Genomic DNA, 23,910 nt, shown 5'->3' on the forward strand with positions numbered 1-23,910 from the left:
CCCTCATTCAAGTGTTCGTCACCGCCGTTCTGCCTGGCAAAAGCGTGCTGGCCGCGGCGGCAACGGCGAACAGTGCGGTGAGCCCGTGCACGAGCAAGGTCACCGCGTCCGCGTCGAACCCGTCGGCCACCTCGAGCAACGGCGGCACGCAGGCCAGCGCGGTCACCACCCACGTGCTCGTCGCCGCGCTGAGCCCGGTGCGGACGGCGTGCAGCAGGAACACCCCGAGCAGCAACTGGATCAGGTTCTGGATCGGGTCCAGCGGCAGCCCGAGCATCGTTTCGCCGGCGGCGCCGCCGAACTGGGTCAGCGCGAAACCGAACAGCCCGATCGTCGCGAACCCGGTGCCCAGCGCCGTGGCCGCGTGCGCCAGCCAGCCCGTCGGCGACACCCGCTGCGGCGGAACCGATCCATCGCCATGCCGTTCGAACCAGAAGAACACGATGACCGCGGGCACCGCCAGCAAGCCCAGCGCCATCAGGGTTTTCGGCCCGGCGAGCCAGGCGAGCGCGTCCGCGGCCCGCGGCGGCAGGTATACGACCGTCACCAGCAGCAGGACGGCGGCGAGGAACCCCAGGTACAGGCTCATCGGCGCGCGCAGGGCGAACCGGACCACACCGGCAACAACGGGCTGCGCGGTCAGCCGGTTCAGCGGGCGGGCGAAAAGTCCCAGCAAGGACAACTGCGTCGCGCCGAGCAACAGCACCGCCAGCGCCGGCGCGGCCAGCGCCGGTGGCGCACCGGAAGCGCCGAGCAGGTTCGGATCCGTGCCGCCGACCGTCGTGAGCAGCACGAGCCCCGCGATTCCGGCCGGCCCGCCGAGGACCAGCAGACGGCGATTCGCCAGGCGCCCGAAGGCGAGTTGCTGCGCGAGCAGGGCGAGGCCGAACGCGCCGAGGTAGTGCGGAACCTTTGCACCGAGCCAATTCGCGCTCAGCTCTGCCAGCACGACCAGCCCGAGCAGGGTGACCGTGGTCGCGACCGCCGCCCGGCGGTGCAGCGCGAGCATGACCGGCGCGGCGACCATCGTCAGGAGGTAGACACCCAGCAGCCACAACGGATGCAGGGCCACCCGCACGATCGTCGCGTTCGTGCTTGCCGGGATGCCGAGCAGTTCCAGCGCGAGCGGCACGACGAGCGTCACCACGACGAAGATCAGCGCGGGCCGCAGCAGCCAGCTCGCCCGGTGTGCGAGGTACTGGCGATAGCCGCCACCGGCGTCGAGCACCGCCTGCCAGCCCGCCGCGTTCGCCCGGCCACCGGCGAAGAAGAACACCGGGGCCAGCTGCGCGAGCCAGGTGAACGGCCACAACCACGACTCGTCCGCACCAGCCCATCTGGCCAGCTGGACCACCGACTCGCCGCAGATCATCAGCACCAGGCTCGTAACGCCGAGCGTCACCCAGCTCGAAGCCGGAGGCTGGACCGGTGCGGCGGGCGTCAGTGGTCGTCGCGCGCGGTCGCGGCGAAGGGACAGCCAGCCGCGCAACCGCAAGACCAGCAGGCACCCGATCACCGCGATGCCGGCGAGCATCGGCCCGATCGGATCACCGACGGGCGGACCCCACCGCTGGTGCCAGGAGTTGACCACCAGCCCGGCCGAGTAGAGCGACGCGACGAGCTGGCAGGTACGAGGGGAGTTCATCGGGTTGACCCGGCACGCGTTGTGCATGTCCGCGGTCAGTCGCGCGTCGAGCGAGGCGCGTACCGAAGGCGGGAGCGGCTGGCCGATCTTGTCCGCGTACCGCAACAAGTCGTAGCCCAGATCGTGGGCCTTGCACGGCGCGCCATAGTCCCACTTGGTGTTGTCATCACCCCACGGCGTCGAGCAGCCACCGTCCACATGCACCGCGCGGACGGTGCCGTCGCGGGCGGCCAGCGAACCCGGGACGATGCCGGTCACCTTCGTGAAGTCCGCGGGCAGCAGGCTCAACGCGACCGGCTGCGGGCCGGGATGGGTGAGTGCGTCGATCGCGCGCTGCGCCGCGGCGGCCCCGCCGCTCGGCGGGCCCTGCTGGGGCGGGCTGGGCGGCCGTGACGCGACGAAGCCGAAAGTCAGCAGGGCCAGCGTCAGTGCGAGCAGCCAAGCCGAGTTCGACAGCGGCCGCTTGAGGCGGGAGGCGTCGGCTCGGGCGATCATGAACTCCAGACTGGCAGAGACAACGTTTCTCGAACACCGGGGAAACCCCCGGGCGACCTTAGTGGGTCGGCTCGGCGCCGCGCTGGGGCCGGTGCTCGGCAAGCCGGACCTGGTTGCGGCCGCCCTCTTTCGCCTCGTACACAGCGGCGTCCGCGGCCTGCATGAGTTTCTCCAGCGAGTCGCCGTGGTCGGGGAACACCGCGACGCCGATCGACGCGGTCCGTTTGGACACCGTGATCTGGTCCCCGCGCTTGTCCGTGGTGACGATCCGCAAGTGTTCGACCGCCGAGCGGATGCGTTCCGCCGCGCCCGCTGCGGTCGCCTGGTCGGTGTCGGGCAGCAGCACGAGAAATTCCTCGCCGCCGAACCGGCCCACGACATCGCTGGGCCGGGTCACCTCGTCGAGCAACTGAGCGAGATTGCGCAGCACGTCGTCGCCGGCCGGATGGCCGTAGGTGTCGTTGATCCACTTGAAGAAATCGAGATCGATCATCAGGATGCCCAGGTTGTCGTCCGCCTTCGTGGCCCGGGTGAGCGCACGCTCGGCCGACTCGGTCCAGCCGCGCATGTTGAACACCTGCGTCTTCGGATCGGTGCGCACGTCGTCCTGCAGTTGGTCGAGCTCGGCAAGGCGGTTGAAGACCACCGTCACCACGGCCATGATCGCGACCGCCGGGGGCAGGATCACGAGCAGGATCGCGGTGACCGCGCCGAGCCCGATCGTGATCGCCTCGAGCAGGTTGTCCGCCCTGCTGCCCAGCACGTTGTGCAGCGTCGGCTTCGCCGCGGCCAGGCTCAGGATGCTGCCGACGTACAGGATCTGCACGGCTTCGTAGACCAGTGCGACCAGGATGAGTTTGCCGAATTCACCGAAGGAACCGGCCACGGTGAGCGAACTCCAATGCGCGCCGCCGAGTGCCAGGTAGACCTGGTGCGCCACCGTCGCAGCGAGCATATGAGTGATCGAAGAAAAGACGAAGTTGTGCGCCGGCCGCCGTGCGACGAACCAGTGCTGGACGCGAATCAGGAGCACCAGAGCAATCGTCAGCGAGCCCGGAAGAATAATCGCCGCGGGAAAGACCCAGACCGCGGTGAGGTCGATCAGTACCGTGCGAACACGATTTCTCCGACGTTCTTCCTGGCGCCGGGTCATCTGGATGTGGACAGTCGCGCCGGCGGTCAAAATCGCGAAGCGGAGCAAATCCAGAAGCCCCGGCGGCGGCGTATCCAGGAATACGTTGACGAACCAGGCAATGGCGACGAGCTCGGCCGCGACGAGGAAAGCGATGAATCGTTTGGGCCGTCGCCACAACGTCCAATATTGCGGTTTGTACGAGCGCCGAGTATTCGAGGAATCACTCGTCGTGTCCGGGGCAGGATGACTTCCCGCGCCCGGGTTCGGTACTCCCTCGCGCTGCTGACCCGCCGTTATCCCCGTTTGCTTCGGTGGGGCCGGTGATCCGGGCCGCGACGGCGGCGATGACACTGGATCACCTTCTCTCGACGGACAGCGTGGTGGCGAGGTAACTTTGCTGTGCCCGGAAGGACGCCGGGTACTTTTGTTCAACAGGTATCATCCCACCGCAAACGACTCACCGTGGGAGAGGAGATCCCCGTCCACTGTGGTGAGTCGATGCTCGACCACGAGCACCGATCGGAGGTGTTCATCTTGTCCAACCGCGACTTCTGACGGCTTGGAGTTGTCCGTGATTCATTGTGCGCGCGTTGTGTGGAGGTGACTCGTCGTGGCGAACCGTGACTTCTGATCGCTGACCCCGGAAATCGTGTTTGTTTCGTCGCTGTGGGAGAGGTGTTCTTCATGTCGAACCGTGACTTCTGATCCGGTGATCGCGTCCGTTCGCGTTTGTTTCATGCGCAAAAACTGGAGGTGACTGGTTGTGTCGAACCGCGACTTCTGATCCCCGTCGGCATCCCGCCCGTTCATATCCCACCGGCTGTTCCGGTCTCGTTTCGTTGCAGCCGCGCCCAGGACACCGCCAGCGGAATGCCCAGCACGACACCTGCCGCGCCCGCGATCGTGATCGCGGTGGTCGCCGAACCGGCCCACTCTGCCACCGCGCCGCCCAGTGCCACACCCACGCCCTGGGCCACCCGGAGCCCCGTGCGGTAAAGCCCCCCGGCTCCGCCCCGTAGTTCGTTGGGCACTCCCGTGATGAACGAGGCACCCACCGTGACGATGTATGCCCCGGCCGCGCCCGCGGTCGCGAGGACGACAAGGGAAACCACGAGTTCCGGCTGCACAAAGAACACCAGCAAGCACGCCGTCGGCACGATGGCGAGTACACCGAGGGCACGCAGGCGTGTCCGGCCCGAGAAATACCGGGACATCAGGAAGACCCCGGCGACGAAGCCCAGTGGATCCGCCGCGAGCAGCCAGCCCACAGCCTGATCTGGCGCACCGATCTCGCGGGCCAGCGGCGCGACGAGCCCTTCGGGGATGACCGCGAGTCCCACCAGCCAGGAAAGGCCCAGCAGTATCCGCAAGCGTCGCTGCCCGGCGACCCAGCGGATCGCGCCGAACCACCTGCCGTCACCGTTGTCCGCGGCGGGACGCGCGGCGACCCAGCGGTGGAGGGCGACCGCGCTGATCGCGAACGTCGCGGCGTCGAGCGCCAGCGCCACGGAGGCGCCGGCCGCGGTGACGAGGAAGCCACCGCAGGCCAGCCCGAGCAGCATCGCCGTGTTCATGGTGATGCCGCGGATGTCCTGGCTGCGCAGGTACAGCTCGTCGTCGTCGAAGATTTCCCTGGTGAGAGCGTTCTGCGCGGCGTTGGACGGCGCGCCGGCGAGCCGGGCGAACACCACCAGCACGCACAGCGGTAACAGCGGCATGCCGGGAATCGCCATCACACCGACGAACACCGCTTGCACAGCCGCCGAACCCGCCAGCACGGTCCGGCGCGGGAAGTGATCGGCGAGCTGGGCCAGGCCGAGCCCGCCTGCCAGCGCGGGCAGGAAAGTCAGCGCGTAGGCAAGCGCGGCGAACAGGGCCGAGCCGGTGCGGTGGTAGACGAGTAGCGCGAGCGCGACGGTGGTGAGCTGGTCACCGATGGTGGACTGCGCTTCGGCCAGCCAGACGGTGCGGAACTCGGCATTGCCCAGCGCCGCGCGCATGTGCGGCCGGGCCTGAGTCCTCACCATCTTCCTATCTCCCCCTTACCGGGTGAACGGGTCGCGTTCACGCATTCTGTCGTCCGTCGTGGGGTACCGGAAACGGGCACTCACCCAAGCGACGAGAAAGACAACAGCCAGTATGCCGCTTACAGCGCGGAAGCGAACAGTCACTGCGCGACGGTAGCCCCATCCGGACCTCGATCCGCGACGTTCGTACTACGACGAACGGCCGACACTGGGAGTGCGGCTGACCGCCCCGAGAGTATGTCCCCGCTGATCAGCCATCACTCGTTCAGCGCAGTGTGCTGACCGCTCGTCGTCACTCCGGTGGTCTTCGGGTGGAACTGGCCAAGACTGGTCCCGAGGGCCAGTGGGAGCCGCATACCGGCTGCGTCGGGGCTGGCCAGGTGGGAGTGAAAACAATGAACATGCAGCTGGCGGGTTTGCGCGAACGCGCGGTGGTGGTGACGGGCGCGGGCCGGGGGCTCGGCGAGGCGTTCGCCCTGCACCTCGCGCAGGCGGGCGCACGAGTGGTCGCCAATGACATCGATGTCGAGCTGGCCGAGCAGACCGTGGCCACCATCCGCGAGCACGGTGGGCAGGCCGTGGCCAGCGGGCACTCGGTGGCCGACCCCGAGCAGGCACAGGCGCTGGTCCGGCTGTGCGTCGACGAGTTCGGTTCGATCGACGGCCTGGTGAACAACGCCGGGCTCAACTACGAGGCGCTTCCGTGGCAGGACGAGCCCGATCAGATACGTGAACTGGTGGAAGTCAACGTCCTGGGGGTCATGTTCACCGGGATCGCGGCGATCAAGGCGATGGTCGCGCAGGGCCGCGGCGGGGCGATCGTGAACATCTCGTCGGGTGCTTCGCTCGGGCAGCGCAAGCTGGGGGTGTACTCGGCCAGTAAGGGTGCGGTCGCGTCGCTGACCTATTCGTGGGCGCTGGACCTGGAGGAGGTCGGCATCCGGGTGAATGCCGTGTGCCCGCTGGCCCACACTCGGATGGTATGGAAGTCCGAGCGCTCGCTGCGCAACTGCCCACCTGATCGCACGCCGTCGCGGATCGCGCCGCTGGTGCTGTTCCTGCTGTCCGACGACGCCGAGGGAATCACCGGTCAGCTCGTCCGGTGCAACGGGCCGCAGCTGCACATCATCGGCCACCCGTACTTGAAGCAGCCGATTCTGGAAAGGCAGACCTGGGACACCGAGACTGTCCGGCGGGCTTTCGACGAGGTGTTCAGTGCACATCTGGAGCCTTATGGCCTGGAAAAGCGCGTGCCGCCACGACTGCGTAAGTGGACCGAGTCCGATTCGACTCCGTTGCGCAGTGCCTGAACCTGTGGATAAGTCCAGTTGTCCACAGGCGACCACATTGCCTATGTACACGGCGATGGTGGGCTCACCACGATGAAGGGGTGAATGTTTCGTTCCTGAGTGGCTGGTTGTTCAACCGGAGAGCCAGCCACTCGCGGTCAGCTGTAAAGAGCCGCGATCCGATTGACGTACCGGTCGTTGATGACTCGCCGTTTGAGTTTCAGCGTCGGGGTCACCTCGCCCGATTCCGGTGTCCACGGTTTCGTGATCAGCTCGTAGCGCTTGATCTGCTCGGCCCGTGCCAGCCTGCCGTTGGCCGATTCCACCGCGCGCTGGATTTCCGCGCATACAAGGGGATGCGCGGCGAGCGTTGGTACGTCGGTGAATTCGATGCCTTGTGCCGTGGCCCAGCCGGGCAGGATCTCGTCGTCGAGCACGATCAGCGCGGTCACGTAGGGCCGGTCGTTGCCGATCGCGACCGCCTGGCTGATCAGCGGATGCTCCTTGAGCAACCCCTCGATCCTGGTCGGTGCGATGTTCTTGCCACCAGAGGTGATGATCAGTTCCTTCTTGCGGTCGGTGATCTTGACGAAGCCGTCCGCGTCGATCTGGCCGATGTCACCGGTGGCGTACCAGCCTTCGTCGTCGACGGCGGGCTCGATCGTGCCGTCCTCGCGGAGGTACCCGGGAAAAACCAGCGGCCCCCGCACGAGAAGTTCGCCGTCTTCGGCCACCTTCACCTCGGTATCGGCGAGCGGACGGCCGACGGTGCCGGCGCGGAACGCCTCGGCGCTGTTGGCGGTCACAGCGCCGGTGGTCTCCGAAAGTCCCCACACCTCATGGATTTCCACGCCGAGCCCGGCGAGGAAATACAGCACTTCGACCGGCAACGGGGCCGCCCCGCTGGAGCAGAAGACCAGCCGGTCCATACCGAGCAGCTGACGCACGGGCGCGAGCACGGTGCGGTCCGCTTCGGCGATCTTTTCCGCGAGTTCCGGCGGCACGGGTTCGCCCGCGTCACGCAGTTTGTATCCCTGCTGCAGCAATTCGTTCGCCTGCGTCAGCGCGGCGCGCCTGTCCTCCGGTGCGTTCGCGAGCATGTTTTTCAGGCCTGCCACCATTTTTTCCCATACCCGCGGCACACCGAAGAAGCCCTGCGGGTGCACGCGCCCGAGCGCGGACATCACGGCGGTCGGGTCGGCGAGGGTGTGCACGTGCCCGGCAAGCGTGATCGGCAGGTAGATCGCCAGTTCGCGCTCGGCGATATGGGCCAGGGGCAGGTACGCGATGTTCGCGACGTGCAAGGGCATGTGGTGCCGCGCCTGGACGGCGTACGACTCGTACACCGCATTGGCGTGCGTGAGCACCACGCCCTTCGGGTCACCTGTGGTGCCCGAGGTGTAGATCATCGAAAGCGGATCGGAAGGCTTGATGCTGTCCGACATGTGCTCGAACACGCTGGGGTCGGCTTCGTGCAGCTCCGTGCCCCGCCGCCGCACGTCGTCCAGGCTGCTGAACCGCGCGTCATCGGCGGGTACGGCCTTGCTCTCGATCATCACGACCTGCCGTAGCTTCGGCAGGTCGCCGAGCACCTGTTCCCAGCGCTTGAGTTCGTCCATGCCCTGCAACACGACGACGGACGCGGCGCTGTGCCGGGCGACGTAACGGATCTGGTCTGGGCTGAGCGTCGCGTACGCGGTGCAGGGGATGGCGGCGACGTGCACGGCGGCCAAGTCGACGAGCAGGTGCTCCGGTGAGCTCGGCGCCATGATCAGCATCCGTTCGCCACGCTGGAGTCCGAGGTCGCCGAGTCCGCGGGCGAGCACGGCGACTTCGTGGCGGACTTCGCCCCAGGCCAGGGTCGGTTCACCGGCGGCGTCGAGTGAGGTCATCGCGGGCAGGCCGGCGAACTGCTGAGCGTTGCGCCGCAGCAGCGTGACAATGGTCTGGCCGTTGACCTGGTCCGCGACGGATGTCTGATCAGGCATGTCCTGGCCTCCTGTCCGGCTCGGCTGGATCGGCGAACCGGGTCTACTTTATGTGACTTGCGGCACATGGTGATAGTGCCGCGCCTACGGGAGGGACACGTATGTCGTTGTCGGCCGAGGCGGCCGAGCTCGACACCCACGACCCATTGGCGGGGAAGCGGGCCGAGTTCGACCTCGATCCGCAAATGTCCTATTTGGACGGGAACTCGCTTGGCGCGCCGCCGCGCTCGGTGGCGGTGCGGCTCGACGAGGTTGTGCGGAAACAGTGGGCGGGCCGGTTGATCCGTGCGTGGGACGAGGGCTGGTGGCAGGCGCCGGAGCGGGTCGGGGACCGGATCGCGCCGCTGATCGGCGCCGCCGCGGGCCAAGTCGTCGTGGGCGATTCGACGAGCGTCAACGTATTCAAGGCGCTCGTCGCGGCGGCACGGCTGAACCCCGGGCGTCCCGAGATCCTGCTGGACGTCACCACTTTCCCGGCGGACGGGTACATCGCCGAGAACGCGGCGCGGCTGACCGGGCACGAGATCCGGCGGGTTGTTCCGGAGGAGATGCCGGCGGTCGTGTCGGAGCGTACGGCGGTGGCGCTGATCAACCACGTCGATTACCGGTCTGGCCTTGTGCACGAGTTGCCTTCGCTCACTGAAAGCCTGCACGCGGCGGGCGCGCTGGTGGTGTGGGATCTGTGCCACAGCGTAGGCGCGGTGCCGATGGCGGTGGATGCCGCGCAGGTGGATCTGGCGGTCGGCTGCACGTACAAATTCCTCAACGGCGGGCCTGGCGCTCCGGCTTTCCTTTACGTGCCAACGAAGTGGCAGGAGAGTTTTGACCAGCCCCTGAGTGGCTGGGCCGGGCACGTGGACCCGTTCGGCATGGCGGAGGCCTATGTCGGCGGGCCCGGTGTCATCCGCGCCCGGACGGGGACGCCGGACATCCTGTCGATGCTGGCGCTGGATGCCGCGCTCGACGTATGGGACGACGTGACCGTCGAGCAGGTGCGCGCGAAAGGTCTGGCCCTTGGGGACTTCTTCGTGCGGTGCCTGGACGAGCTGGTGCCCGCCGCCGAGGTCCTGTCTCCGAGAGATTATCGCCGTGGCAACCAGTTGTCGGTCGGCTGGCCGGACGCGAAACGCGTCATGGCGGCGATGACCAAAGCCGGCATCATCGGCGATTTTCGTCCACCGGATGTGCTGCGCTTCGGGCTGGCAGCGTTGTACGTACGGTACGTGGATGTGCTTCGCGCCGCTGCGTTCCTGTCAGGATGGCCGGGGTAGCGGGGAGGTATGGGAGTCGCTACCCCGGCCTTTCCCGATGCACTGCGACCGGTGTGATCGAGAAATTCCTGATGTCACACAGCTTTCCTGATCTATGGCTGCTCGACCAGGGCCGAAGGACCCTGTTGTTTCCGTTACACGCCAGTAGCACCGCGCGATCGGGCAGACTCTCCAAGTTATGCAGCTGTGCTGCTGAGTGTGCCCTGTGCCGGTGCCTCTTTGAGTACCCTTCCCGACCTTTAGGGAAGTCACGGAGGCGGAAGCGGTGGAGGAGAAGTGCTCTGTGTCACTGTGCAATTACATGATTGTTCAATCTTTTGACGGAGAGAGGACCAATGCGTATTGGTGTCGGTCTACCCAACCAAATCCGCGACGTGAACGCGGCTGACCTGCCACAGTGGGCAGTGCTGGCCGAGGAGCTGGGGTTTGCCAGCCTCGGCACCGTCGGCCGGAACGCGTATCCGGGTGTGGCGGACACGGTCGCGCTTGCCGCCGCGGCCGCGGTGACCAGCAGGATCGGTCTGATGAGCACCGTCCTGATCGCGCCGGCGTGGCCACCCGCCCTCTTGGCCAAGGAACTGGCCGGCATCGACGGTATCTCCGGTGGGAGGTTGACGCTCGGGGCCGGCGTCGGCATCCGGCCGGACGACTTCCTCGCCGAGGGATACGGGTTGAGCGGTCGCGGAGCGCGGTTCGATCGCGACCTGGAGACGTTCCGCGCCGTTTGGGGAGGTGAGCCCGTCGGCGGTGGACCCAACGCCGCGGTGCCGGGCGGTACCCGCCAGATTCCGCTGCTGCTGGGTGGACAGGCGCCGGCCGCATTCAAACGGATGGCCCGCTGGGGTGAGGGCTACATCGGCGGATCGGTCCCGCCCGAGGTGGTCGCACCCAGCTTCGACGAGGCCAGGGCGGCTTGGCGCGAGGCCGGTCGCGAAGGGTCCCCGCGGCTTGCCGCGGTTGGGTACTTTTCCTTGGGGGACGGCGAAAAAGGGCGAGCCGCTGTCCGCGACTACTACGAAGTCCTGGGCGACGAGCTCGCTGATTTCGTCAGCCAAGGGGTCAGCACCACTGCCGAGGAGGTCAAGACGGTGGTCAAGAAGTTCGCCGACCTCGGTACCGATGAGCTGATCCTTTACCCCACCGTAGACGACGTGGACGAGGTCAAGCGGTTGGCCGACCTGGTGTTGTGATCAGGCTGGGGAGCCGGTGTGGTCCCGACCGGCCTTTTGCACACCTGGGTACACCGGCTCTCCTCAGCTGACGATCGGCAGCGGGTTCCGCACTGCCTGGGCGACGCCGTCGCTCAGTTGGGCTGCCGCGATGCGATCGGGAGTCGGGCGGCCATACAGCGTGGTGCGCTGCACCAGCGGCCGGCCCAGCGGCTCGACCATCGACTCCAGCGAACTGATCGTCTTGTACGAACCGTTGTCGGCGCCGGCCATCCGGCTGATCGTTTCCTCCATCAACGTTCCGCCCAGGTCGTTCACCCCGCCCCGCAGCACCGCCCGGCACGTGTCTTCGCCGAGTTTCACCCAGGAGCACTGGATGTTGTCGATCAACCCGTGCAACAAGATCCGCGCCAGGGCGTGCACCGCGCGGTTCTCCCGCACCGTCGTCCCCGGGCGAGCCAGGCCGGCCAGATAGATCGGCGCGTTCTGGTGGATGAACGGCAACAGCACGAACTCCGTGAACCCGCGCCGGCCGTTGCGTTCCAGTGACTGCCGTTGCAGGGAAGCGATCAGCTTGATGTGCCCCACCCAGTGCGCCGGCGTGTCCACATGCCCGTACATCATCGTCGAAGTCGTCGGAATGCCCAGCGAATGCGCGGTGCTCACCACCTCGATCCAGCTCGACGTCGGCAGCTTGCCCTTCGTCAGCACCCACCGAACATCGTCGTCGAGGATTTCCGCCGCGGTGCCCGGCAATGAGTCCACACCGGACTCGTGCGCCCGCGTCAACCAGTCCCGAATGGACAGATTCGTCCGCGAAGCGCCGTTCACGACCTCCATCGGGCTGTAGGAATGCAGGTGGATCTCCGGCTGCCGCCGCTTGACCTCGGCCGCCAGATCGAAATACGCCGTGCCGGGCATGTCCGGGTGAATCCCGCCCTGCATGCAGATCTCCGTGGCGCCGGCGTCCCAAGCCTGGTCCACCCGGTCACCCACCTGCGACAACGACAACGTGTACGCGTCGGCATCCGTGCGGCGCTGGGCGAAAGCGCAGAACCGGCAACCGGTGTAGCAGACGTTCGTGAAGTTGATGTTCCTCGTCACCACGAACGTCACGTCGTCACCGACCGCGTCGCGGCGCAGGCCGTCGGCCAGCGCGGCCAGCGCGTCGAGCTCGGCGCCGTCCGCGTGCAGCAATGCCAGAGCGTCCTCATCGGACAGTCCGGCAGGGTCTTTTTCCGCGCGCCGCAAGGCAGTGGCGATATCCGCGTCCATCCGGCGAACCGGGGACGGAACCTTCGACGCGAGCTCGTTCCAGTCGCCGTACACCGAATCGAAGTCGCTGCGCCGGTCGCCGGTGCGCCCGACGGTGTCGACCTCGACATGCAGCTCGGTCCGCCCCTGCTCCTGCCAGCCGCCTTCCGGTTCCTGCCAAGGCTTTCCGGTCGGCTTCACGTCCAGTGCGAGGCCCGTCCCGGGATCCGCCAGCGCGGCGACGTGTCCGGCGACCCGCGGGTCCAGCCATGGTTCGCCCGCCACCACATACTCGGGATAGATCGTCAGCCGCTCACGCAGCGAGTACCCCGCGGCCGCGGTTTGCCTTGCCAGCTCATCGATCTGCGGCCACGCCCGCTCCGGGTTCACATGGTCCGGCGTCAGCGGCGAAACCCCACCCCAGTCGTCGATTCCCGCGCGCACCATCAACTCGTACTGGCTGCCGATCAGGTTCGGCGGCGCCTGGATCCGCATCTTCGGGCCGAACACGAGGCGTGCCACCGCGATCGTCGCCGCCAGCTCCTGCAGATCGGCGTCCGGGGTGGCGCGCATCTTCGTGTCCGGCTTCGCGCGGAAGTTCTGTACGATGACTTCCTGAATGCCGCCGTAGGCCCGCGCCGCCTTGCGGATCGCGAACAGCGCGTCCGCCCGCTCGGCGTAGTTCTCGCCGATGCCGATCAAAATCCCCGTGGTGAACGGCACCGAATGCCGCCCGGCGTCGTCGAGTACGCGCAGCCGCACCGCCGGATCCTTGTCCGGCGAACCGTAGTGCGGGCCGCCGCGTTCGCTCCACAACCGGGTCGCGGTGGTCTCCAGCATCATCCCCATGGACGGCGCGACCGGCTTGAGTCGTTGCAGGTCCTGCCAGGTCAGCACACCAGGGTTCAGGTGCGGCAGCAGCCCGGTCTCCTCCAGCACCAGGATCGCCATCGCACGCACGTAGGACAGCGTGTCGTCGTAGCCGTGCGCGTCGAGCCATTCGCGCGCGGCCTTCCACCGGTCCTCCGGCCGGTCGCCGAGCGTGAACAGCGCTTCCTTGCAGCCCATCGCCGCGCCTTCACGGGCGATCTTCAGCACTTCGTCAGGAGAGAGGAACGGTGCGTCCAGTTTCCCCGGCACGGTCGCGAACGTGCAGTAGCCGCATCGGTCCCGGCACAGCCGGGTCAGCGGGATGAACACTTTGCGGCTGTAGGTGATCACACCTTCGCGTCCGACCGCGGCGAGCCCGGCGTCGCGAATACGCGACGCGTGCTCCGAGAGCACGGTCAGATCCTCGTCACGGGCATGCAGCAACACGGTCGCTTCGCCGATGTCCAGCGTCTTGCCGTCACGCGCACGCGCCAGTGCGCGGCGCATCGCGGAAGCGGTCGGACGGTCCTCCTGCTGTGCTGATGCCATGCGGCCAACGTAGGCCGGTTCGGGGAACCTTCTCCATGGCCGCGCAGGTGATTCGCGAGCCATACCAGGAAGGGGGCATGTTTTCCCAGCTCAGTGACGTTGCTTTCGTTGCCGCGACGGCCGTGGCGCGGTATTACCTAAAGTGTGGCTTCGGTCGTCGGCAAGCGGATCAACGGGCGGACTTACTACTACCTGGTCGAGTCCGAACGGGTCGACGGCAGACCCAAGATCGTGTCGCAGCGTTACCTCGGTGCGGCCGAGGAGCTGGCCGCGGCACTCGACGGTGCGGCCGGTTTGCCCGAATCGACGCGGCATCTGGCGTTCGGTGATGTCGCCGCGGTGTGGTCGACGCTGGCCCGCCTGGCGGTGGGCCGCGCGATCGAAGAGATCGTCGGCCCGCGCCGGGTGAAAGTCGCTACATACCTGACCCTGGCCGTGGTGCACCGGGCGACAGCTCCGGACACCGGACTTGCCGAGTGGTGGAAAAACGCCGCCGCGGCGCGTTTCGTCCGGCCACGGCTCGCGGCGGATGCCGTCACCGATGCGGAATTCTGGCGGGTGACCGCGAGGCTCACCCGCCGGCAGTTGGAGCGCATCGAGGACGCAGTCGCCGCGCGCATCGCCTTGCCCGACCCGACCACCCTCGCCGTGGACGTGCCGAACTTCGCGACCTATGCCGAATCCGACACCGCGGACGCGACGCTCGCCGGGCTGAGTGCCATCGTCACCCGCGATGGCGCGATTCCCCTCGTGTCCCGCGTGTACCAGCGTGGCGGTCCCGGTGTGGAGCCGTTCGGTGTCGCGGTGGAGCGGTTGAGCGCCCGCCATCCCGGCACGGTGACCGTCGTGTTCGACACCGGACAGCACGCACAGCTCGACCTGGACTCGGGGTTGCATTTCGTCGGCGCCCTGCCGTTGGGCGACTTTCCCGACCTACTGACCCGGCCCGGGGCGAGCCGGCGACCGGTCGATCACGATCGGTACCCGGGCCTGACCGCGCTCGACACCCGGACGACGGTCTTCGGCACCACCAGGCGAGTGGTGCTGACGCATTCCGCGCGACTGCACGCGGCGCAGGCCCGCGGTTTCGCGCAGGCGCTGAGCAGTGCGACGCGGCAACTCGACGGCCTCGCGCTCGCGCTCGCCGCCGGCACCAACCGCCGGCCACGGGACCAGCTGCGCACCGACATCGCCCGGATCACCCGCGTGCGCTGGGTCGATCGGGTGCTGAGCGCGCAGCTCACCGGCACCCAGCCGGGTGAGCTGCGGTTGGAGTATCGCATCGACGAGACCGCACGCGCCCGGCTCGACGAAGAGTTCTTCGGCAAGCAGCTGCTGGTCACCGACCACGACGACTGGCCGGCCGCCGAAGTCATCGCCGCCTACCGTGCCCGATACCACCTCGACTCGACCTTCCGGATGCTCAACGGATCGTTCGTGCCCGCGCCCGCGCCGCGCCGGGATTGGAGCGAGCAACGGATCGCCGTGCACTCGCTGGTCAGCTCGCTCACGACGGCGGTCACCCACCTGATGCGCCGCGAAGCGGACTGTGCGGGCCTGGACCTGTCCGTCCGCGAGCTGCTCGATCAACTCTCGCGCATCGGTGAGACCGTGCTGCGCTACCCCTCCACCGGCGGCCGCCCGCGCACCCGGCGGATCCTCACCGCCCGCGACGAGACGCAGCAACGGTTGTTCGAGCTGTTCGGCCTGGGCGACTACGCCCCCTGAACCGCCAACCAGACCGCCGCGTCAGTCGGGAGCTTTCCGTTCGGCAGCGTTTCGCTCGCCAGCAGGATCCGCTCGTGCGGCGGCAGCGGGAACGGTTCACCGGACAGGTTCACCGCGCACACCAGACCCGGTTCGCGGTGGAACAGCAACACATCCTCAGGACTGTCCAACCAGGACAGTTCACCCTCACCCAGTGCGGGATGTGCCCGGCGTAACCGCAATGCCTTGCGGTACAAGGAAAGCATCGAATCCTCGTCGCGCAGCTGGGTTTCCGCGGTGAGCTTATGCCAGTGCGGCGGCTGCGGCAGCCACGAACCTCCCGGTCCGAAGCCGAACGGTGGCTCGTTTCCCTGCCATGGCAACGGAACCCGGCACCCATCGCGGCCGCGCTCGGTGTGGCCGGACCGTTCCCAGGTCGGGTCCTGCAACACCTCCTCCGGCAAATCCTCCACTTCCTCCAGGCCGAGTTCCTCGCCCTGGTAGTGGTAGACGCCGCCGGGTAGCGCGTGCATCAGCAGCAACGCGGCGCGGGCCCGGCGGCGGCCGACCTCGAGATCCGCAGGTTCGCCGGGTGCCGGTCGCCCGTACCGGGTCACGTGCCGCACCACGTCGTGGTTGGACAGTACCCAGGTGGCGGGTGCGCCGACCGCGTGCAGCGCACCGATACTGCTGTCGATCACCTTACGCAGCGCCGCGGAATCCCAGTCACAGCGCAGGAAATCGAAGTTGAACGCGCTGTGCAGCTCATCCGGCCGCACGTACCGGGCGATTCGCTCGGCGCCGGTCACCCACGCCTCCGCGACGAAAATCCGGTCCTCGCCATAGGATTCGATGATGCGCCGCCACGACCGGTAGATCTCGTGCACGCCGTCCCGGTCCCAATGCGGGTGATTCGTCCGGTCCGGCGGGCTGACCAGATCTTCGTGGTCGACACCAAGATCAGGAAGGCCAACCTGCTTGATCAACCCGTGCGCGACGTCGATGCGGAACCCGTCCACACCACGATCCAGCCAGAACCGCAGGATGTCCTCGAACTCGGCCCGCACCCGGGGGAGTTCCCAGTTCAGGTCCGGCTGCGAGCGGTCGAACAGGTGCAGGTACCACTCGCCGTCGGGCACCCGGGTCCACGCCGGGCCGCCGAACACACTCTTCCAGTCGTTGGGCGGCGCGCCGGATTCCTTGCCCTGCCGGAAAATGTAGCGTTCGCGGGCCGCCGATCCCGGCCCGGCGGCGAGCGCCTCCTGGAACCACGGGTGCCGGCTGGAGGTGTGGTTGGGCACGATGTCCACGATGAGCCGCAGGCCGTGCTCGTGCGTTTCCCTGATCAGGGCCTCGGCGTCGGCGAGAGTGCCGAACAGCGGGTCGATATCGCGATAGTCGGCGACGTCATAGCCCCCGTCGGCCATAGGGGAGGGGTACCACGGCGTGATCCACACGGCGTCCACGCCGAGGTCACGCAGGTACGGCAGCCGGGACCGGATGCCGGCGAGGTCACCGATCCCATCCCCGCTCGCATCGGTCAGGCTCCTGATGTAGATCTGATAGATAGCCGCGCTGCGCCACCAAAGGGTGCTGACCGCCACGTGCTGCCCCTCTCCTGTCGGCTACGAACAAAGCGTAACCGGGGCAACGCGGTCAGCGCTGGGCTTCACCGTGGTGGCGGCTGGGTGCGGTCGGCTTCGGGCTCGGTGACCTCGGACTTGCCGCTGTTGCGGTCGCGGCGATGCTGATGCGGTTGGTGGTCCTGGTTTTCGGCCAGTTCCGGTCCGCCCCACTTCTCGTTGTTGTCGTTGTCGTCCAAGCGATGTCTGGCCATCATTCCTCCTGATTCCCATTGCCGGCGGAATGCCCGAAACGGTGGCCGTCAAACCTTGTTTGTCCTGGTCAAGAGCGCCGGAGGTACGCCGAGGGCGTGGTGCCCTTCCAGCGTTTGAAGGCGTGGATGAAGCTCGACGCCTCTGCGTAGCCGAGCCGGATCGCTACGTCTTCGATCGACAGCGCGCCGGTGGTCAGCATCTCCTCGGCCAGCGCCACCCGGACCTCGTCGAGGAGGGCACGGAAGCTCGTGCCCTCCTCGGCCAGTTTCCGCCGCAGCGTCCGGGTGCTCATCCCCAGGTCACGCGCGACACCCGGCATGCCTTCGGCCAGCGCGCCAAAACGGGTGAGCCGCTCACGGACGTCGTAGGCGACCCCCGAGCGGCGCCGCCGTCGCGAAACGAGCGTCCGGCACTGTGCTTCGCACACGGCGACGGCCTGCTCGTTGGCCAGCGGCAGCGGCGTATCCAGGAGTGTGGCGTCGAACGTGCCGAGATTGGCCGGCTGCCCGAATCGCGGCGATACGCCGAACAACCTCACGTATTCGTCTACAGTGGACGGTACGGGATGGCGGAAATCCAAGGACAGCAACGGAACCGGGCTCGGCAGCAGGTCGGCCAACATGGTGTGGATTGCGGCCAGATCCCGCTCGACGAGAAACCGGGCGAGTTCGTCCGGCAGTGCGGTGTCATCCAGCTCCAGCCGTACCTGACCATTCACCAGCACCGCACGCGGGATGGTGAAGGAAAAGCTGAGATCGAGATAGCGCAACGCGAAGTTGACCGCGTCGCGCACGGTCGGGCTGCTGAGGAACGCGAAGCCGAAGATACCGAACGTCGTCGTGTGGTACTCGCGGCCGAGGGCGAGCCCGGCGTCGGGCAGCGCCGCCGCGAGATTTCGCACAACACGCAGCTCCTGACGCGCCTCCACCTCGGCCGTCGGGTCCTCCAGCAGCTGCGGGGTCAGGCCGCTGCCGGCCAGCACGCCGGTGACTCCGCGCTCGCGCGCGAACCGATTGAGCAGGCAGACTCCCGCGATCCCGCGTGGGAAGTCCCAGTGCCGGATGGCCGGTTCGGCCAGCTGACTCATGTCCGAAATTATGGATCGAGTGACCGTTGTTGTCTTGGCGGGGTGCCAATATGCACTTACGGTGACAAACGTGCACGAGACGAAGACGTCCCGTCCAGCGATCGCGATCATCGGCGCTGGGTTCGGCGGCCTCGGTATGGCGATCATGCTGGAGCGGGCCGGCTTCACCGATTACACGATCTTCGAGCGGGCTTCGGACATCGGCGGGGTCTGGCGGGACAACACCTACCCGGGCGCGGGCTGTGACGTGCCGTCACCGCTGTACTCCTATTCTTTCGCGCCCAACCGGACCTGGCCGCGTCGGTACTCGTTGCAGCCCGACATCCTCGAGTATCTGCGCCGGACGGCGAAGGACGCCGGGGTGCTGGACCGGGTACGGCTCAACACGGAGGTCACCGGCGCCGACTTCGACGCCGCCGCCAGGAAATGGCGGGTGGAGACGAGCGACGGCGAGACCGTCGAGGTGGACGTGCTGATCCCCGCCGTCGGCCAGCTGTCGCGGCCGTCGGTCCCCGATATTCCCGGTGCGGAGACCTTTACCGGCGATGCCTTCCACTCGGCGCGGTGGCGACACGACGTGGATCTGCGCGGCAAGCGCGTCGCCGTCATCGGCACCGGCGCGAGCGCGGTCCAGTTCGTGCCCCAGATCCAGCCGGAAGTCGCGCGGCTGGCCGTTTTCCAGCGATCGGCGCCCTACGTCATTCCCAAGCCCGACCGGACCTACCGGCGCTGGCATCACCGGATGTTCCGGGCGTTCCCGGGCACCCAGCTCGCCGGTCGCCTCGGTCTCTGGACCGCGGGTGAGCTGCTGACCATGGCACTGACTTCCGTGCAGGCGGTGGGCAAACTCGTCGAGCTGATGTTCCGGACCCAGCTTCGGGTTCAGATACGCGACAAGGAACTACGCGCCAGGTTGATCCCGGACTACCGGGCCGGCTGCAAGCGCGTTCTCTTCTCCAGCAACTGGTTCCCCACGCTCACGAAGTCCAATGTGGACCTGGTGACCGACCCGATCACCGGCATCGCCCCGAACGGGGTGCGAACGGCGACCGGGGAGCACGAGGTGGACGTGATCATCTACGGCACGGGCTTCAAGGCGACGGAATTCCTTGTCCCCATGCGCATTCGTGGGATCGGCGGGCGCGAGCTCGCGGACGAATGGGCCGAGGGTGCGCACGCCTATTACGGCATCAGCGTGCCGAGGTTTCCGAACATGTTCGTGGTCTACGGGCCGAACACCAACCTCGGCGGCAACTCGATCATCTACATGATGGAGCACCAGTTCCGGTACGTCCTGCAGCTGGTGCGCGAGCTCGCTGCAGGCCGGATGTCCTGTGTGGACGTACGCGGCGACGTTGCGGGCAAGTTCGACGCGGAAGTGCAGCAGCGCTTGCGCACCAGCGTGTGGGCCACCTGCCGGAGCTGGTACCGGGACGAGAGCGGCCGGATTTCGACGAACTGGCCCGGGCTCGTGTGGGAGTACCACCGGCGCACGAGGAAGGTCGACCTCGCCGACTATCGCGATCTCGCGCCGGGTGATCGCCCGGCCGCGGTGCAGTGATCCGGCGTTATTGAGGAATGCCGCCCAGGCGCAGGAGTTTGGTGTCGCCGGACCTGGCCGGCTCACCGCAGTGCGCGCACACCGTCGTCGTGTGCAGTTCCGCCCCGCAGGAGTGTTCCCACACCGTCGGCGCCGGGCCCCCGGTCACGTACTTGTCGCCCCACTGCATGAGGCCGTGCAGGATCGGCCGCAGCGCTTTGCCCGCTTCGGTCGGCAGGTACTCGTAGCGCGGCGGGTGCTCCTCGTACCGCACCTTTTCGAGCACGCCGTGCTCCACGAGTTTGCGCAGCCGGGCAGCCAGAATGTCCCGGCTCGCCCCGGTGTTCGCCACGATCTGATCGAACCGCCGCTGCCCCAGCAGCACCTCGCGCAGTGCGACCAGCGTCCACCGCTCCCCGATGACGCCGAGCGCATTGGCCAGCGAGCACGTCCGTGCGACCATGCAACCTCCTCGTCCGATATTCCAACTTAGCACGTGAGAGCGCAGTCGGTGATTTTTTGTTCATCTTGATCGCTGACCCGGTTTGACATTGGCCAGCCCGGGTATCGCCTCGTGTGCGGCACCACAGCCCGGTCGGGAAGAAAGCACGACCGGCGCGCGTTGGGCATCCGGATGGTTCGCGCGTCGCGTGCATTCCCACAGATCGCACAGCGGCTGAGCCATGCCTGGCCAAGGAGAGGAGGCGGCAATGTCACATCAGGGCGACTGGCAGGAAGAAGCCGCCTGCCGGGACGAGGACCCCGAGTTGTTCTTTCCCGTGTCCGAAAGGGGCCCGGGTGCCCGGCAGGTCGCGCAGGCGAAAGCCGTCTGCGCACGCTGCCCGGTCCGCGCCGAGTGTCTCCAGTACGCGCTGGACGCCGGCCTGGACCATGGGATCTTCGGCGGCACGACCGACGCCGAGCGGCGGAAGCTTTTTCGTCGCACGCGCGCCGAGGCGGCCTGAGATCACGGAAGTCCGCTGACCCTTCGGGTGTCAGCGGGCTTTCGCATGCCCGGGGGCGCGAGGTGAGTTCTCCCTTCACCTATGAGATATTTGCGCGGTGAGTCAAGGCGAGCTTCCGAACGGGCAGACCGTGCGCGTCGTGGTGGAGAAGCAAGGTGAGGCGGCGGTGCTGGCGGTCTCCGGTGAGATCGACATGGTGACGGCTCCCGAGTTCGAGGAGCACCTGCTGAATGCGTTGCGCGGGAAGCCAGGCACCTTGATCGTCGATCTCTGTGACGTCGACTTTCTCGGGTCCGCGGGGCTCAGTGCGCTCGTGTCGGCGTACCGGCAGGCAGGCGATGAGACGAAGTTCCGTGTCGTCGCGAAGAGCAGCACGACGGTGCGGCCCTTGCAGCTGACGGGTCTGGATCAGCAGATCCCGGTCTTCGCGAGCCGCGAGGAAGCGCTCGCCGGCTGACGGGAGACGCCAAATAGTGCGTCACGGGATCGTTCCCGTGTCCAATGTGGACGAATTTACGGCTCTTGGTGCGGCGCGGTACCCCTTGCCTGCGTCGCCTCAGGCGTCGAGCGGGCGGTAGAAGTCGAGCAGTGCCGCGGCGAGCGCTTCCGGTGCCTCTTGCGCGACGAGATGGCCGACGCCGTCGAGCGTCACCGTCGTCACGTTCGCGGCGACCTGGTGCATCGTGGTGCTGGTGAAGTCGCCGCTGCCGGCGTCGACCGCGAGTACCGGCATGGTCAACGGCCGGTCCGTCAGGAGTCCCTTCAGTTCGTGGCCTTCCGTGAGCATCGAGCCGTAGATGCCTACGGTGCCGCGGAGACCATCCGGACGGGAGTACACCCGGGTGAACTCGTCGACGTCGGCTTCGGTGATGGCACCCTCCGTGCCGCACATGGCGGGCAGTGCGAAGCCGGTGAGGAACGCGCGCTCCCGTCCGGTCAGCAGCATTTCCGGAATGCCCGGGGCCCCGAGGAATCCGATGTGCCACATGCCGCCGTTCGCCACGTCGGCGAACCGCTCGAGCCCGTAGCCGGGCAGCGCAGTCTCGATCGCCGCGAAGCTCCGGACGAGCTCGGGGGTGCCCGTGGCCAGGCGGACGGTCGCGATCCCGCTGATGTCCTGCCCCGTCAGATGCACGGGCCCGAGGTCGAGGCGCACCAGCAGCGCGCGCAGGGTGTCGGCGAAGACGCTGCTGGTGTACTCGCCTGGCTTCGTGTCCGAGTCGCCGAACCCTGGCAGGTCCACCGCGATCACGCGGTGCTCGGCGGCGAGTAGCGGGATGAGTTTACGAAACGCCCACCAGGATTCCGGAAAGCCATGTACCAGCAGGATCGGGGTACCGGCGTCGCCGGCGGTGACGTAGTGCAGGTCGGTGCCGGCGAGGGTGACGTGATGGTGTGTCACCTCGGGAATCGAGGCGCCGTGAGCGGTGCTTGCGGCGAGCATGGTGCTCCTTCGTAGTTCGACAACCTGGTTGCCCAATACTAGCAACCAAGTTGTCGATACGTCACCCTGGTTGCCTATACTTCGGCCATGTCCCGATCGGGTGCCGACCTCGCACTGCTCTTGCTGGGGGGTTTCCGTGCCCTCGCCGAGGAGGGCAGCGCCGAGCTTGCCGAGCGTGGCTACGACAAGATCCGCCCGATCCACGACTTCGCGATGCACTCGATCCTCGCGGGCGCCGACACCACGGCCGCGCTGGCCCGCGAGCTCGGTGTCTCGAAGCAGGCGGCGGCCAAGGTCACCGCGTTCCTCGAGGTGCACGGCTACGTCACCGGTGCCCCCGACCCGCGAGACAGCCGTCGCCGTCGGCTCACCGTCACGGACGCGGGCCAGGAGTTCGTTCAGACCGGGCAGCAGGTCTTCAACGACCTTCGCGACAGGTGGGCCGAGCGCATCGGCGTCCGTGAGCTCGAGCGGCTCGAGGACGCGCTCGAGGACCTCGGGGCCCGCGGCCCCACGCAACTCGACGCGCCCGGCTGGCTCGGCGGCACCTCGCCGGAGTGAGATCCGGAAAAGACACCGCTATCGAGACGTCATCCGGGCGTCGAAGAACTGGAGGATGCGCTCGGGGTGCCGCTGGAACCAGGTGTAGCCGTCCCAGCGGGCATTCGTGTGCTCGATCCAGAACATTTCTTTGTCCTCTGCTGCGACAGCGTCGTATATGGACTCGAGGTCCGACGGCACCACGAGGTGGTCGTCACGCACGCCATAAGTCAGCGTCGGCAGGGTGACGGACGGAGCCCAGTGGATCGGGGAGGCCTCGGAGAGCGCGACGCTGGTCAATAGCCGCTGCCTCCTGTCGATCTCCTCCGCGTACTGGGCCAACCCTGCGTCTGCCAGCTGACGTTCGAGGATCACCCGAGGGGACAAGAGCAGGGGGGGCCACGAGCGCTCGCACGTCCGAGAAGCCGGCCGGGTCGTCGTGGATCGCACGGAAAGTCGCGTTGGCCCCCATACAGCGGGCGAAAATGCCGATTCTCATTCCGGCGAGTTCAGGAGTGCGCCTGACGTAGTCCAGGGCACCGCGAACGTCGCGTCCCTCGAAGCGGAAAGCGGACTGCAGTCCCCCGTTCGCGGCAGCGCTCAAGCCGAAGTTGCGAAAGTCGAACGCCAAGACGTTGTACCCGGCGTCATGGAGCACCTTGTAGTCAGGGATGAAGTTGATGTCGTAGTCGTTTCCTGCGCCGAAACGCGACTTCCAAGGTTCGATGTTCGACGGAAACCCGGCACGGCTGAATCCGAAGGCGTGCGTGCAGATGATCAGCCGGTCGGACCCGCCGGCGGGAATGAGCCACGCCTCGAGCGGTGTGCCGTCGGTGGAGGGAAAGCTGAAATCTGTGAAGGCCATACCTTCTTCCGACGGAGTGTGGAGAAGAGGCGAGCGCGTCCCATAGGCGAGCCCTCGCGCGATCTGGTCGAGTGTCGCGCTGACGGCTGGGTCGATTGCCTCTACGCCGGCCGAGATGGTTGGGGTCGACATGCTTGGTTCCTTCAGATGGGGAAGATCGGACATGTCAAATTTAGGCAAGGACTTTGGTTTAAGCTTGGTAATGGCCGTCGATTCTTTGCCAGATCCTTTC

At 67.2% G+C, this 23,910-nt stretch carries 20 protein-coding genes; 8 read left to right on the top strand and 12 right to left on the bottom strand.

Annotated elements, in window-relative coordinates:
• Positions 1 to 7 precede the first annotated feature (7 nt).
• From GKO32_RS31130 to GKO32_RS31140, 3 genes are all read right to left on the bottom strand, one after another.
• Entirely contained in the window at positions 8 to 2,140 is a 2,133-nt protein-coding gene (locus GKO32_RS31130; RefSeq protein ID WP_154760483.1) for a phospholipase, read from the bottom strand.
• Between the two features lie 58 nt (positions 2,141 to 2,198).
• Complete coding sequence (locus tag GKO32_RS31135) at positions 2,199 to 3,452, bottom strand: GGDEF domain-containing protein (protein WP_154760484.1); 1,254 nt, start codon at positions 3,450 to 3,452, stop codon at positions 2,199 to 2,201.
• A 629-nt stretch (positions 3,453 to 4,081) separates the two neighbouring features.
• Complete coding sequence (locus GKO32_RS31140) at positions 4,082 to 5,275, bottom strand: MFS transporter (RefSeq protein ID WP_154760510.1); 1,194 nt, start codon at positions 5,273 to 5,275, stop codon at positions 4,082 to 4,084.
• Positions 5,276 to 5,697: 422 nt separating this feature from the next.
• On the opposite strand from GKO32_RS31140, the gene GKO32_RS31145 reads away from it, so the two are divergent.
• On the top strand, positions 5,698 to 6,612 hold the full coding sequence (locus GKO32_RS31145) for an SDR family NAD(P)-dependent oxidoreductase (RefSeq protein WP_154760485.1): 915 nt from the start codon (positions 5,698 to 5,700) through the stop codon (positions 6,610 to 6,612).
• Positions 6,613 to 6,749: 137 nt separating this feature from the next.
• Here the strand turns inward: GKO32_RS31145 and GKO32_RS31150 are convergent, their stop codons facing one another.
• Positions 6,750 to 8,579: an AMP-dependent synthetase/ligase gene (locus tag GKO32_RS31150; protein ID WP_154760486.1), complete on the bottom strand. Its 1,830-nt coding sequence runs from the start codon at positions 8,577 to 8,579 to the stop codon at positions 6,750 to 6,752.
• 101 nt (positions 8,580 to 8,680) lie between these two features.
• On the opposite strand from GKO32_RS31150, the gene GKO32_RS31155 reads away from it, so the two are divergent.
• Positions 8,681 to 9,850 carry a kynureninase gene (locus GKO32_RS31155; protein ID WP_154760487.1) on the top strand — a complete coding sequence of 390 codons (1,170 nt, stop codon included), beginning with the start codon at positions 8,681 to 8,683 and terminating at the stop codon, positions 9,848 to 9,850.
• Positions 9,851 to 10,185: 335 nt separating this feature from the next.
• Entirely contained in the window at positions 10,186 to 11,040 is an 855-nt protein-coding gene (locus tag GKO32_RS31160; RefSeq protein ID WP_154760488.1) for an LLM class flavin-dependent oxidoreductase, read from the top strand.
• A gap of 63 nt (positions 11,041 to 11,103) precedes the next feature.
• Here GKO32_RS31160 and GKO32_RS31165 read toward each other — a convergent pair whose 3' ends face one another.
• Positions 11,104 to 13,692: a bifunctional FO biosynthesis protein CofGH gene (locus GKO32_RS31165; RefSeq protein WP_154760489.1), complete on the bottom strand. Its 2,589-nt coding sequence runs from the start codon at positions 13,690 to 13,692 to the stop codon at positions 11,104 to 11,106.
• A 144-nt stretch (positions 13,693 to 13,836) separates the two neighbouring features.
• On the opposite strand from GKO32_RS31165, the gene GKO32_RS31170 reads away from it, so the two are divergent.
• The gene (locus GKO32_RS31170) at positions 13,837 to 15,420 is read left to right on the top strand and encodes an IS1634 family transposase (protein WP_312868867.1); all 1,584 of its coding nucleotides are present in this window, start codon (positions 13,837 to 13,839) and stop codon (positions 15,418 to 15,420) included.
• Here the strand turns inward: GKO32_RS31170 and GKO32_RS31175 are convergent.
• The 3 genes from GKO32_RS31175 to GKO32_RS31185 all read right to left on the bottom strand — a co-directional run bounded on the left by GKO32_RS31175 (position 15,408) and on the right by GKO32_RS31185 (position 18,324).
• The gene (locus GKO32_RS31175) at positions 15,408 to 17,003 is read right to left on the bottom strand and encodes a glycoside hydrolase family 13 protein (RefSeq protein ID WP_312868868.1); all 1,596 of its coding nucleotides are present in this window, start codon (positions 17,001 to 17,003) and stop codon (positions 15,408 to 15,410) included. The two genes, GKO32_RS31170 and GKO32_RS31175, sit on opposite strands and share 13 nt — an antisense overlap.
• Positions 17,004 to 17,068: 65 nt before the next feature.
• On the bottom strand, positions 17,069 to 17,236 hold the full coding sequence (locus GKO32_RS31180) for a hypothetical protein (RefSeq protein WP_154760490.1): 168 nt from the start codon (positions 17,234 to 17,236) through the stop codon (positions 17,069 to 17,071).
• Positions 17,237 to 17,304: 68 nt separating this feature from the next.
• Complete coding sequence (locus GKO32_RS31185; RefSeq protein WP_154760491.1) at positions 17,305 to 18,324, bottom strand: AraC family transcriptional regulator; 1,020 nt, start codon at positions 18,322 to 18,324, stop codon at positions 17,305 to 17,307.
• A 70-nt stretch (positions 18,325 to 18,394) separates the two neighbouring features.
• On the opposite strand from GKO32_RS31185, the gene GKO32_RS31190 reads away from it, so the two are divergent.
• Positions 18,395 to 19,885 (top strand): flavin-containing monooxygenase, encoded by a 1,491-nt coding sequence (locus tag GKO32_RS31190; RefSeq protein ID WP_312868869.1) that lies wholly within the window; start codon positions 18,395 to 18,397, stop codon positions 19,883 to 19,885.
• Between the two features lie 7 nt (positions 19,886 to 19,892).
• On the opposite strand, the gene GKO32_RS31195 is transcribed toward GKO32_RS31190, so the two are convergent.
• Positions 19,893 to 20,327 carry a winged helix-turn-helix transcriptional regulator gene (locus GKO32_RS31195; protein ID WP_154760493.1) on the bottom strand — a complete coding sequence of 145 codons (435 nt, stop codon included), beginning with the start codon at positions 20,325 to 20,327 and terminating at the stop codon, positions 19,893 to 19,895.
• 247 nt (positions 20,328 to 20,574) lie between these two features.
• Here GKO32_RS31195 and GKO32_RS31200 point away from each other — a divergent pair, with 247 nt between their 5' ends.
• Together GKO32_RS31200 and GKO32_RS31205 are read left to right on the top strand one after the other, a co-directional pair.
• Positions 20,575 to 20,829: a WhiB family transcriptional regulator gene (locus GKO32_RS31200; RefSeq protein WP_154760494.1), complete on the top strand. Its 255-nt coding sequence runs from the start codon at positions 20,575 to 20,577 to the stop codon at positions 20,827 to 20,829.
• Between the two features lie 97 nt (positions 20,830 to 20,926).
• Entirely contained in the window at positions 20,927 to 21,286 is a 360-nt protein-coding gene (locus GKO32_RS31205; protein ID WP_312868870.1) for an STAS domain-containing protein, read from the top strand.
• A gap of 99 nt (positions 21,287 to 21,385) precedes the next feature.
• Here the strand turns inward: GKO32_RS31205 and GKO32_RS31210 are convergent, their stop codons facing one another.
• Complete coding sequence (locus GKO32_RS31210; RefSeq protein ID WP_154760495.1) at positions 21,386 to 22,273, bottom strand: alpha/beta hydrolase; 888 nt, start codon at positions 22,271 to 22,273, stop codon at positions 21,386 to 21,388.
• Positions 22,274 to 22,360: 87 nt separating this feature from the next.
• On the opposite strand from GKO32_RS31210, the gene GKO32_RS31215 reads away from it, so the two are divergent.
• The gene (locus tag GKO32_RS31215; RefSeq protein ID WP_154760496.1) at positions 22,361 to 22,834 is read left to right on the top strand and encodes a winged helix DNA-binding protein; all 474 of its coding nucleotides are present in this window, start codon (positions 22,361 to 22,363) and stop codon (positions 22,832 to 22,834) included.
• A gap of 18 nt (positions 22,835 to 22,852) precedes the next feature.
• Here GKO32_RS31215 and GKO32_RS31220 read toward each other — a convergent pair whose 3' ends face one another.
• Together GKO32_RS31220 and GKO32_RS31225 are read right to left on the bottom strand one after the other, a co-directional pair.
• Positions 22,853 to 23,035: a hypothetical protein gene (locus GKO32_RS31220; RefSeq protein WP_154760497.1), complete on the bottom strand. Its 183-nt coding sequence runs from the start codon at positions 23,033 to 23,035 to the stop codon at positions 22,853 to 22,855.
• Positions 23,028 to 23,810 carry an alpha/beta hydrolase family protein gene (locus GKO32_RS31225; protein WP_166459788.1) on the bottom strand — a complete coding sequence of 261 codons (783 nt, stop codon included), beginning with the start codon at positions 23,808 to 23,810 and terminating at the stop codon, positions 23,028 to 23,030. Before GKO32_RS31225 ends, GKO32_RS31220 begins: the two co-directional genes overlap by 8 nt.
• Positions 23,811 to 23,910 lie beyond the last annotated feature (100 nt).

It is taken from the genome of Amycolatopsis pithecellobii (genome assembly GCF_009707865.1).
Classification (GTDB): Bacteria; Actinomycetota; Actinomycetes; order Mycobacteriales; family Pseudonocardiaceae; genus Amycolatopsis_E; species Amycolatopsis_E pithecellobii.